The following is a 10,660-nucleotide window of genomic DNA, read 5'->3' on the forward strand; positions in this document are numbered from 1 at the left end:
AGCGAGCCCGGCCGCTGAGGTCACTGCTCGAACAGCACGCTCACCGACTGGCCGTCGTGCGTGCGCCTGATCGCCTCGGCGAGCGCCGGCGCCACCGACAGCACGGTCAGCTTCGGGTGGTCGTCCGGCACCGGGACCGAGTTCGTGCAGACGATCTCGGTCACGTCCTCGGCGGCGGCCAGCTTCTCAAGCGCGCCGTCCGCGAACACCCCGTGGGTGCAGGCGATGCTGATCGACCGCACCTCCTGCCTGCGCAGCACGGTCAGCAGCTCGAGCACGGTCGTGCCGCGGGCGATCTCGTCGTCGACGACGATCACGTCCCGGTCCGCCACGTCGCCGATGATCGCCGAGATCGTGACCTTGGAGTCGCTGAACCGCTCCTTGGCCCCCGCGGCGACCGGCAGCCCGAGCCGGCGGGCGAACGCGGCCGCGCTCTTGGCGTAGCCCAGGTCGGGCGACAGCACGACGGCGCGGGACAGGTCCCGCTTCCTGAAGTGCTCGGCCAGCTCGCGCAGCGCGTGCAGGTGGTCCACGGGGACCGAGAAGAACCCGTGCACCTCAGGGGAGTGCAGGGTCAGCGTGAGCACCCGGTCGACGCCGGCCGTGACAAGCAGGTCGGCGACGAGCCTGCCGCCGATGGAGATGCGCGGCGCGTCCTTCTTGTCCGAGCGGGCGTAGGAGTAGTGCGGCATCACCGCGGTGACCCGTCCGGCCGAGGCGCCACGGGCGGCGTCGGCCATCAGCAGCAGCTCGACCAGGTGCTCCTGCACCGGCGCCACCAGCGGCTGGATCAGGTACACGTCCCGTTCACGGCAGTTGGCCTGCAGCTGCACCTCGAGGCAGTCGTTGGCGAACCGGGTGACCCGCACCAGGCTGCGCGGCACGGACAGGTGCGCGCAGATCTCGTCGGCAAGCCGCGGGTGGGCGCGGCCGCTGAAGATGACGATCTCAGCGTTCACCGGCGCCCCCTGACGGCTTGACCGGGGGCAGGCCGAGCCGGGTCCTGATCTCCTGCTGCACGATGTCCTTCGCGGGGCGGGCATCCACCGTGATCACGTACTCCTTGCGCCGGAACAGGTCTAGCACCGGGTTGGTCTTCTCGTGGTAACCACGCAACCGCACCGCGAGCGCCTCGGCGGTGTCATCCTCGCGCGTGACAAGCTCCCCGCCGCAAGAGTCGCACCGGCCGGGCACGGCGGGACTGTCCGCGAGCAGGTTGTAGTCCATGCCGCAGTTGACGCACAGCCGGCGGCCGAACACCCGGCGGCGCACCTCGCTGTCGGGCAGGTCGAGGTGGATCACCCCGTCGATGTCGTAGCTCTCGAGGAAGAACTCCGCCTGCCGCGCGTTGCGCGGGAACCCGTCGATGATGAAGCCGAAGTTCCAGTCGTGCTCGGCCAGCCGCCGCTGGACCACGGACTCGGCCAGGTCGTCGCCCACCAGCTCCCCCGCTGCCATCAACCGGTGGACCTGGGCGCCCATCTTGGTGTGGTTGGTCACGTTCCACCGGAAGATGTCGCCAACGCTGATGTGCACGAGATCGAGGTCCGCGGCGAGCAGCTCGCTCTGCGTGCCCTTGCCGCTGCCCTGCACGCCCATGATGACGTACTTGCGCATGACATCACCTTGGCACATCGTGAGCCAGTGGCCAGCACGACCCCGCGCCGGGCGCGCTACGCTCAATGACATGGGAACCCCCGGCTCCGCCCCCGTATGGCGCTTCCTGATCGCGCCACGCTGGCTGGGCTGGCATGTGCTGATGGTCGTGGCATTTTGGGGAATGCTGTGGCTGGGCGACTGGCAACTGCACCGGGCGCTCGGCGGCAATGCCCTGAGCTGGGCCTATACGTTCGAATGGCCGCTGTTCGCCTGTTTCTCCGTGGTGTTCTGGGCCAAGACGATCCGCGATGAGTTCCGCATCAGGCGGGCGGGCGCGGCCAGCGGCGAGGCCCTCACCGCGGCGGAGAGGGCGGACGCGGGGGACGCGGGCACCCTGCCGACGGGGATCGGCATCCAGCAGGTCGAGGAGCCCGCCGACGACCCCGACGACGCGGAGCTCGCGCAGTACAACGCGTACCTGGCCCGGCTGAACGATCAGGTCAAGGGCCACGGCAAGTGGCACGGGTTCAGGTAGAGACATATCGACATATGAGGAGGCGCCCGAGATGCAGGCGGCCGTGCTGCGCTACCGGGTGATGGCTTTCATAACCGGAGTACTGATCATCGTCGTGGTCTTCGCCGGCATCCCGCTGCAGATCTGGGGCCACAACACCGTCATCACCGACCAGGTCGCCACGGTGCACGGCGTCCTTTACATGGTCTACATCGTGTTCGCGTTCCTGCTGGCCACCAAGCTCCACATGAAGGCGAAACCCACCGTGGTCCTGCTGCTGGCCGGCACCGTCCCGGTGATGACGTTCGTCGTCGAGCGGTGGATGACCCGCACGTACATCAACCCCGCGCTTGGCGCCGCGCAGCCCGCCGCCCAGACCGTGAGCTCGTGAGGCCCGTCGCGGAGCACTACTTCGCGGCCCGGCCGCAGTCGGCGCACCGCGCTGGCCTGGTACGGGTGGTCCTGCCGGACATCTACCTGGAACTGCGGACCGATTCCGGGGTGTTCTCCCCCGGCCGCCTCGACCCCGGGACCCGGCTCCTGCTCGAGGAGGGGCCCGCGCCCCCGCCGGAGGGCGACCTGCTCGACCTGGGGTGCGGTTACGGCCCGGTGGCGTGCGTGCTGGCCAGCCGGGCCCCGGCGGCGACGGTGTGGGCGGTCGACGTGAACGAGCGGGCGCTGCGGCTGTGCGCGGGCAACGCGGCCGACGCCGGCCTGGCCAACGTGCGCTGCGTCCCTCCTGACTCCCCTGGCCTGCCGGCGCGGTTCGCCGGGATATGGTCCAACCCGCCCGTCCGGATCGGCAAGGCGCCGCTGCACGACCTGCTGCGCGCCTGGCTGGCCAGGCTCGCCCCCGGCGCGCAGGCCTGCCTGGTCATGGGCCGCAACCTGGGCGCCGACTCGCTGCACTACTGGCTGGCGGCCCAGGGCTGGCCAGTGACGCGCCTCGCCGCACGGAGCGGGTACCGCCTGCTCGCAGTCGATTACGCCGAACGGACCCCGGTGACTCCCCCGTGACAGCCGGCTCCCCGCGGTCCCCGGGTGCCCCGGGTGCCCCGGGCGCTCCTGGCGCTCCTGGCGCTCCTGGCGCTCCTGGCGCTCCTGGCGGCCCGCCGCGGCAGCTGCGGCCCACCGAGGTCAAGCGCCTGAACCGGGACTGGCGGCGGCGCACGCAAGGGCGGCTGGCGCTGCTGCTTGACTCGGTCAGCCAGCCGTTCAACGTCGGATCGATCGTCCGCACCGCCGCCGCCTTCGGCGCCGAATGCGCCTGGCTGTGCGGCAACACTCCCGCGCTTGACCTGCCGTCGGTGGGCAAGACCGCGCTCGGCGCCGACAGGTTCCTCGCGTCGTTCCGCGAGCCGGCCCCGGCCGCGGCGGCCAAGGCCGCCGCGGAGGCGGGCTTCCGCGTGGTCGCCGTGGAACTCGCCTCGGGCGCCGTGCCGCTCGCCGAGGCGCCGCTGGACGGGGCCGTCTGCCTGGCCATCGGCAACGAGGACCACGGCTGCTCCCCCGCGCTGCTCGCCGCCGTGCACGCGGTGGCCTACATCCCCCAGACCGGCCGCGTCGGGTCGCTGAACGTGGCGGTGGCCGCCGCGATCGCGATGGCGGAGGTCCGCCGCCGCGAATGGCACCCGGGCGCCTGACGGCCGGAGAGCTAACAGCCACCGGCTCCTTGTGTGGCTGACATGCGGTGTTCACCGTAGCGGAGCCGCCAGCGGGCATAATCACCACTGTGGCAGTGCCTTACCTGAACCATCCGCTGCCGGTAGCGTTCGCGCACCGGGGCGGCGCGGCGCACAACCCGGAGAACTCCTGGCCCGCCTTCGAGTACGCGGTCCAACTCGGCTACGCGTACCTGGAAACTGACGCGCGCTCCACCTCCGACGGCGCGCTCCTGTCCTTTCACGACGCGACCCTGGACCGGGTCACCGACCGCACCGGCCAGGTCTCCAAGCTGACCGCCAGGCAGGTGTCCGAGGCGCGGATCGGCGGCACGGAGCCGATCCCGCTGATCGAGGACCTGCTGGCCACGTTCACGGACCTGCGGTTCAACATCGACCTGAAGGACTCGGGCACGATCGAGCCGCTGGCCCGCGTCCTCAAGCGCACCGGTGCGTGGGACCGGGTGTGCGTGACCTCGTTTTCCGGCAGGCGGCTGCTCGCGGCGCAGGCGACGCTTGAGCGCCCGGTCTGCCTGGCGGTCACGCCCGCCGCGATCGCGGCCGTCAGGTACGCGGGGTTCCCCGGCAAGGCCATGGCCGCCAGGCTCGCCCGCTCGGGCGCGCAGTGCGCGCAGGTCCCCATGCAGATCGCCACCACGGAGTTCATCAGGCGCTCGCACGAACTCGGGCTGGCGGTCCACGTGTGGACGCTGAACACCAGGCAGGAGATCGAACGGGCACTCGATCTCGGCGCGGACGGCGTCATGACCGACCAGATCGCGCTGCTGCGGGACATCCTGATCGAACGCGGCCAGTGGCATCCGCGGGTGGGAGCGCAGCCCCGGCAGGCTTAACGGCCGCGAAACCGCGCGCGAGCCCGGCCGCGGATGGTGAAACACGCTCGAAACGGGATTGGATACTCCCGGCAAGGGGAATCTTGACCGGGTATCCAGTGTTGCCGATAGAGATCGCCAACCGCCTGGGGAGGCAGCAAGTAATGGCCGAACGCGCACTTCGCGGCACCCGACTCGGCGCGACCAGCTACGAGAACGACCGGAACACCGACCTGGCACCGCGCCAGGACGTCCCCTTCGACTGCCCTAACGGGCACCACTTTAGCGTGCCCTTCGCCGCCGAGGCAGAACTGCCTCCGATGTGGGAGTGCCGTGTCTGCGGCGCCATGGCGATCGCGAGCACCGGCCAGTCACCGTCGCCCAAGAAGGTCAAGCCGCCGCGCAGCCACTGGGACATGCTCATGGAACGGCGCACCGTCGAGGACCTGGAGGCGGTCCTCGCCGAACGGCTTGAGGTGATCAGGGAGCGCCGGGCCGTGGAGGGCCGCGCGATCGCCGACGCCGCGGACCGCGCCGAGCGGCGCAGCGCCTAGGGGCCTAGTACTACAGCAACAGTTTGTTATCTTGCTCGGCGTGGCTTCGTGATCTGCCGCGCCTGGGCGGCCAGGCTTGAGCCATGCTGGATGTCGTGGATGAGGCTCTGACGTCGGCGGCGGGTCATGCCGCATGGATCGAGCCGTTCAATGAGATGTTCGCGCAGGTGGCCGGGGTGTTCGCGGAGGCGCCGTCGCGGCGGCGGGCGCGGGCGTACCTGCTGGGGCTGCTGTCGCAGGCGGAGCGGAAGAACGGGTGGACGATCGCCGAGTTCGCCGGGGACCGGTCGCCGGCCGGGATGCAGCGGCTGCTGAACTTCTACGCCTGGGACGAGGACGCGGCGCGGGACGTGCTGCGCTCGTACGCGGTGCGGAGTCTCGGGGATCCCGGGGCGGTGCTGGCGGTGGACGAGACGGGGTTCCTGAAGAAGGGGACGATGTCGGCGGGGGTGGCCCGGCAGTACACCGGGACGGCCGGGCGGGTGGAGAACTCGCAGGTGGGGGTGTTCCTGGCGTATGTCGCGAGCGGCGGTGCCCGGGTGCTGATCGACCGGGAGCTGTACCTGCCGAAAGCGTGGACGGGTGACCGGGGCCGCTGCCGGGCCGCCGGGATCGGCGATGAGGTGGCGTTCGCGACGAAGCCGGAGCTGGCCTGGCAGATGATCGAGCGTGCCGCGGACGCGGGCGTCCCGTTCTCCTGGGTGACCGGGGACGAGGTCTACGGCGGCAACCCGAAGCTGCGCCAGCGCCTGGAAGAACGGCAGCTCCCGTACGTGATGGCGGTGGCCTGCAGCGAGATGATCGCCGTTCCCGCGGGCTCCTTCCGCGCGGACGAGCTGGCAGCCCTCGCTCCGGCAGGGGCGTGGGAGCGGCTGAGCTGCGCCGACGGGTCCAAGGGGCCGCGGCTGTATGACTGGGCGCTCATCGAGACCGCGGATGCCGGGCACTGGCTGCTGGCCCGCCGGTCCCTGCGCCCCGGCGAGAAGGGCCAGCTTGAGCTGGCCTTCTTCCGCTGCTGGTCACCCCGCCCGGTCACGCTGCCGGAACTCGCCGCCGTGGCGGGCGCACGGTGGGGAATCGAGGACTGCTTCGCCGAGGCCAAGAACGAGACCGGGCTGGACCACTACCAGGTCCGCAAGTACCGCGCCTGGTACCGGCACGCCACCCTGTCCATGCTCGCCTGCGCGTTCCTCGCCGTCGCCGCGCACGCCGCGCGGCCCGAGCCCCCGGCCAGCGGGAACGGCGGCGGCGAGCCGGCTGAAAGGGGGACCCTCAGCCTGTGGACAGATCTTCGCCCCGCCCAGGACATATAGCCCGCCGCCACTCATAACAGGCGAAAACGGAGACATGCTGATCCTGCTCACTGCCGGCGAAGCCCGCCGCCTGTTCTGCCTTTACACCCGAGCCGCCCGGCCCCCGGCATTCCATGAGCACTGGTCACGCTGGCGTCGCCGCCACCAGGCCACGGCCCGCCTGTGCCACTACGCCCGCAGAACCGAAAATCTCATTCTGTTGCTGTAGTACTAGTGGGCCCGGCCGTGGCCCCCCGCCGTCCCCTGCTGCCCGTGCCCCTGGTGTGCCCGCCCGGGGGATGCGCTTCATGATCACGGGCCGAAGGTGGCCGCGGGCGGTCCCGTTTGACCCATGATCATGGTCCATGGGCGGTTTCCGGGAGGTGGTTCACGGCTGGATGGGGGAAATGTGTCCGCTATGTGGCCGCTCCTGGCGCGGTTGACCCGTGACCTGCCCTGCGCCGCGAAGGGCCAGCGGCCACGGCCGGCACCTTCTGCGACCGAAGACGGCTCACGTGGTGACCGCAGAACTCACCGCCGGCTCACTAGGTGGCCGGAGCCACCGCGAGCCAGAACCGCAGGCCGATCTCGTCGTCGCTGTGCTCATGCCAGCCGCCACCGTCCGCACCAGGCCCCTCGCCGGGCCCGAATGAGATCGCCAGCACCTCGCCGGCGATCATCTCCGCGTGCCGGGCGAGCGCGGCTGCCACCTCCTGATCGGAGGAGGACCAGCGCAGCTCGATCCGGTCGGTCACGTCGAGGCGGTCGGTCTTCCGCGCCTCCTGGATGAGCCGGACCACCTCGCGGGCCCAGCCCTCGGCGCGCAGCGCCGGCGACACGGCCAGGTCGAGCGCCACGGTCTCGCCGCCGGCGGTGGCGACGCCCCAGCCTTCAAGCGGCGTCTGCGTCACCACCACGTCCTCGTCCGTGACCGGCACGGTGCCGAGCGAAGGCACCTCGACGGACGCCGACCCGGCCGCGACCGCATGCGCGAGCGCGGCGGGGTCCACCGCGACGATCGCGGCGGCGACCGCCTGGGTCGCGGCGCCGAAGCGGCGGCCAAGCGACCGGAACTGCGGCTTGACCGCATAGCTGACCAGCTCCCCGCCCGCGGCGTCCAGCGGCTCAAGCTCGTGCACGTTGAGCTCCTCGGCCACCAGCGCGCGCAGCGCCGAGGGCAGCGCGGCGAACCCCGCCGCGCCGACCAGCGCCCGCGACAGCGGCTGCCTGGTCCGCACCGCGGCGGCCGACCGTGCCGACCGGCCCAGCTCGACCAGCCGCCGGGCCAGCGCCATCTGCTCGGACAGCGACTCGTCGACCAGCGAGGCATCGTGCGACGGCCACGCCGACAGGTGCACCGACTCAGGCGCGTCGCCGGGCCGCAGGACGCCCCATACGTAGTCGGCGAGGAACGGCGTGATCGGCGCCATCAGCTTGGTGAGGACGACAAGCGCCTCGTGCAGCGTCGCGAACGCGGCCGCGCCGTCCGACGACCCTGGCCCGTCCCAGAACCGCCGCCGCGACCGCCGCACGTACCAGTTCGACAGGTCGTCGATCAGCGCGGCTAGCCGCCGCCCCGCCGCCGCGGTGTCGAACGCCTCGAGCAAGGCGGTCACGTCGCGCACGCACCCGTGGAGCTCCGACAGCAGCCAGCGGTCAAGCAGCGGCCGCTCGCCGGGCGGCGGCGCCGACGCGCCGTCCTCCGGTACCCACGCGCCCCCGCCAGGCGATGACGCGTTCGCGTACAGGACCAGGAACGACACCGTGTTCCAGTAGGTGAGCAGCACCTTCCGCACGATCTCGTCGAGCACAGAGGGCCCGATCCTGCGCTGTCCCCACGGGGACCCGGACGCCGCGAAGAACCAGCGCACCGCGTCCGCGCCGCGGGAGTTCAGCAGCCCCATCGGCTCCATCACGTTGCCGAGGTGCTTGGACATCTTGCGGCTCTGCTCGTCCACGACGTGCCCGAGGCACACCACGTTCTCGTAGGACGATCGGCCGAATACCAGCGTCCCGACCGCCATCAGCGAGTAGAACCAGCCGCGCGTCTGGTCGATCGCCTCGCAGATGAACTGGGCCGGGTACGCCTGCTCGAATTCGGCCAGGTTGCGCAGCGGCGCGCCGTGCTGCGCGAACGGCATCGATCCCGAGTCGAACCAGGCGTCGATCACCTCGGGCACCCGCGACGCGGAAAGCCCGCACGACGGACACGGGAACGTGACCGCGTCCACGTACGGCCGGTGCGGGTCAAGCCCGGACAGGTCCTGTCCCGCCAGCCCGCCAAGCTCGGCGATCGAGCCGACGCACGTCAGGTGGCCGGACGGGCACTCCCACAGCGGCAGCGGCGTGCCCCAGTACCTGGTTCGCGACAGCGCCCAGTCGACGTTGTTGCGCAGCCACTCGCCGTACCTGCCGTTCTTGATCGTGACCGGCTGCCAGTTCGTCCTCTCGTTCTCCGCGAGCAGCTCATCCTTGATCGCGGTGGTCCTGATGTACCAGGACGGCAGCGCGTAGTACAGCAGCACGGTCCTGCACCGCCAGCAGTGCGGGTAGCTGTGCGCGTGCATCTCGGAGCGGAACAGCAGCCCGCGCGCGGCCAGGTCCGCGGTCAGCGGCCTGTCCGCGTCCTTGAAGAACATGCCGCCGACCAGCGGCAGCCCGTCCTCGAACCGCCCGTCGGGGCGGACCGGGTTCACCACGGGCAGCCCGTAGGCGCGGCTCGTCTCCATGTCGTCGGCGCCGAAGGCGGGGGCCAGGTGGACCAGCCCGGTGCCGTCGTCCGTGGTGACGAAGTCGCCGGCCACGACGACGTGGGCGTCTGGAATGTCCACCAGTGCGAACGGCCGCCGGTACCGCGCCCCGAGCAGCTCAGCTCCGCGCATCGTGGCGAGGACGTGCCAGCCTTCGCCGAGCACCCGCGCGTACAGTGCCTCGGCCACCACGACCTTGTCCCCGGCTGTCTTTCCGGGGGGAACGTCCCCCCGGAACCCCCCGGACCTCCGCGCGACCACGTACTCGACCTCAGGGTGGACGGCGACCGCGGTGTTGGACACCAGCGTCCACGGCGTCGTCGTCCAGACAAGCAGGTCGGCTCCGGCCAGGTGCCTGCTGGCGCCGGCCGGGACCTCGGTCAGCGGGAACCGGACCGTCACCGAGGGGTCGGTGACCTCCTGGTACACGTCCGCCTGCCCCATCTCGTGGTCGGACAGCGGGGTGCCGCACCGCGGGCAGTACGGGCTGATCCGGAAGTCGCGGACAAGCAGGCCCTTGTCGAAGATGGTCTTCAGCGCCCACCACGCGGACTCCACGTAGTCGGGGTCCATGGTCCGGTAGGCGTCGGACAGGTCGATCCAGTAGCCCATCCGCTCGGTGAGCGCGGAGAAGGCGTCCACGTGCCGCAGCACGGACTCCCGGCACCGCTCGTTGAACTCGGCGACGCCGTAGGCCTCGATGTCCTTCTTGCCGGACAGGCCGAGTTCCTTCTCCACGGCGACCTCAACCGGCAGCCCGTGGCAGTCCCACCCGGCCTTGCGCTTGACGTGGAACCCCTGCATGGTCTTGAAGCGGGGGAACAGGTCCTTGAAGACGCGCGCCTCGATGTGGTGCACGCCCGGCATCCCGTTCGCGGTCGGCGGGCCCTCGTAGAAGGTCCACCGCGGGCCGCCTTCTGTCTGCTTCAGCGATGCCTCAAACGTCCGCGCCCGGTTCCACCGGGCCAGCATCTCGTGCTCGATCGCGGGGAAATCCGCCTGGGCCAGTGCCGGCATCGCCCCGCCCGGCTTCCGCTCGACGGCGTGCGCTGCCGCGGCTCCTTTCGCCGTCGGCGCAGACCAGCCGGCCTTTCCCGTTGGCACAGACCGGCCGGCCTCGTGCCCCGCACCCACATCCGACATCTCGGGTCGCCCTCCAGCGTCCGCGTTAGCTTCGCCGGAGGGACGAGGCACGCTCGCGCGCAACCCCGCGGTACCACCCTCCTTGGCCGACAGTCGCCACGGTCCGTTCGGCCCACTCGAATGTGCCTTGCCAGTTCTACTGAGCAGCGGCGTAACCAGCCGCAGCCTTTCTTCCGGCCGCTCAGGGGTGATCTGGTCCGCGGCGCACGCACCCGGGCTCGCACCATCCCCGGGTCGCTCCTCGCAGCATTCCGCGGCAGCTGTCCCCATCGTCGCGGCACCAGGATAGCCGAACGTGCCCACCCGAGCCGAAC

11 protein-coding genes are annotated in these 10,660 nt (G+C 71.2%); 8 read left to right on the top strand and 3 right to left on the bottom strand.

Translation table 11 applies throughout. From position 1 onward, the window contains the following. Positions 1–20 precede the first annotated feature (20 nt). Together Q1N79_RS03905 and Q1N79_RS03910 are read right to left on the bottom strand one after the other, a co-directional pair. Positions 21–959: a ribose-phosphate pyrophosphokinase gene (locus tag Q1N79_RS03905; RefSeq protein WP_300604477.1), complete on the bottom strand. Its 939-nt coding sequence runs from the start codon at positions 957–959 to the stop codon at positions 21–23. After that, a complete protein-coding gene (locus Q1N79_RS03910; protein ID WP_300604480.1) occupies positions 949–1,617 on the bottom strand; it encodes a nucleoside monophosphate kinase in 669 nt (222 codons plus the stop codon). Before Q1N79_RS03910 ends, Q1N79_RS03905 begins: the two co-directional genes overlap by 11 nt. Positions 1,618–1,687: 70 nt before the next feature. On the opposite strand from Q1N79_RS03910, the gene Q1N79_RS03915 reads away from it, so the two are divergent. The 8 genes from Q1N79_RS03915 (at position 1,688) to Q1N79_RS03950 (ending at position 6,682) form a co-directional block, all read left to right on the top strand. Next, the gene (locus tag Q1N79_RS03915; protein WP_300604482.1) at positions 1,688–2,134 is read left to right on the top strand and encodes a hypothetical protein; all 447 of its coding nucleotides are present in this window, start codon (positions 1,688–1,690) and stop codon (positions 2,132–2,134) included. A 31-nt stretch (positions 2,135–2,165) separates the two neighbouring features. Then, complete coding sequence (locus Q1N79_RS03920; protein WP_300604484.1) at positions 2,166–2,504, top strand: DUF3817 domain-containing protein; 339 nt, start codon at positions 2,166–2,168, stop codon at positions 2,502–2,504. Beyond that, positions 2,501–3,130, top strand: coding sequence for a methyltransferase (locus Q1N79_RS03925; protein ID WP_300604487.1), 630 nt, complete (start codon positions 2,501–2,503; stop codon positions 3,128–3,130). Before Q1N79_RS03920 ends, Q1N79_RS03925 begins: the two co-directional genes overlap by 4 nt. 104 nt (positions 3,131–3,234) lie before the next feature. Then, entirely contained in the window at positions 3,235–3,756 is a 522-nt protein-coding gene (locus Q1N79_RS03930) for a TrmH family RNA methyltransferase (RefSeq protein WP_300604501.1), read from the top strand. Between the two features lie 89 nt (positions 3,757–3,845). Further along, on the top strand, positions 3,846–4,628 hold the full coding sequence (locus tag Q1N79_RS03935) for a glycerophosphodiester phosphodiesterase family protein (protein WP_300604490.1): 783 nt from the start codon (positions 3,846–3,848) through the stop codon (positions 4,626–4,628). Between the two features lie 143 nt (positions 4,629–4,771). Next, on the top strand, positions 4,772–5,161 hold the full coding sequence (locus Q1N79_RS03940; protein WP_300604493.1) for an RNA polymerase-binding protein RbpA: 390 nt from the start codon (positions 4,772–4,774) through the stop codon (positions 5,159–5,161). Positions 5,162–5,316: 155 nt separating this feature from the next. After that, positions 5,317–6,474: an IS701 family transposase gene (locus Q1N79_RS03945; RefSeq protein WP_300604504.1), complete on the top strand. Its 1,158-nt coding sequence runs from the start codon at positions 5,317–5,319 to the stop codon at positions 6,472–6,474. A 34-nt stretch (positions 6,475–6,508) separates the two neighbouring features. Further along, complete coding sequence (locus Q1N79_RS03950) at positions 6,509–6,682, top strand: hypothetical protein (RefSeq protein WP_300604496.1); 174 nt, start codon at positions 6,509–6,511, stop codon at positions 6,680–6,682. A 316-nt stretch (positions 6,683–6,998) separates the two neighbouring features. Here Q1N79_RS03950 and ileS read toward each other — a convergent pair whose 3' ends face one another. Next, a complete protein-coding gene (gene ileS, locus Q1N79_RS03955) occupies positions 6,999–10,220 on the bottom strand; it encodes an isoleucine--tRNA ligase (RefSeq protein ID WP_300604499.1) in 3,222 nt (1,073 codons plus the stop codon). Positions 10,221–10,660: the final 440 nt, after the last annotated feature.

The organism is Trebonia sp. (assembly GCF_030042015.1).
GTDB lineage: Bacteria > Actinomycetota > Actinomycetes > Streptosporangiales > Streptosporangiaceae > Trebonia.

Coding starts and splice junctions, on each gene's coding strand:
- Q1N79_RS03950 (WP_300604496.1), top strand. CDS start 6,509: ATGCTGATCCTGCTCACTGCCGGCGAAGCCCGCCGCCTGTTCTGCCTT.
- Q1N79_RS03910 (WP_300604480.1), bottom strand. CDS start 1,617: ATGCGCAAGTACGTCATCATGGGCGTGCAGGGCAGCGGCAAGGGCACG.
- Q1N79_RS03920 (WP_300604484.1), top strand. CDS start 2,166: ATGCAGGCGGCCGTGCTGCGCTACCGGGTGATGGCTTTCATAACCGGA.
- Q1N79_RS03940 (WP_300604493.1), top strand. CDS start 4,772: ATGGCCGAACGCGCACTTCGCGGCACCCGACTCGGCGCGACCAGCTAC.
- Q1N79_RS03915 (WP_300604482.1), top strand. CDS start 1,688: ATGGGAACCCCCGGCTCCGCCCCCGTATGGCGCTTCCTGATCGCGCCA.
- ileS (WP_300604499.1), bottom strand. CDS start 10,220: ATGCCGGCACTGGCCCAGGCGGATTTCCCCGCGATCGAGCACGAGATG.
- Q1N79_RS03945 (WP_300604504.1), top strand. CDS start 5,317: ATGTTCGCGCAGGTGGCCGGGGTGTTCGCGGAGGCGCCGTCGCGGCGG.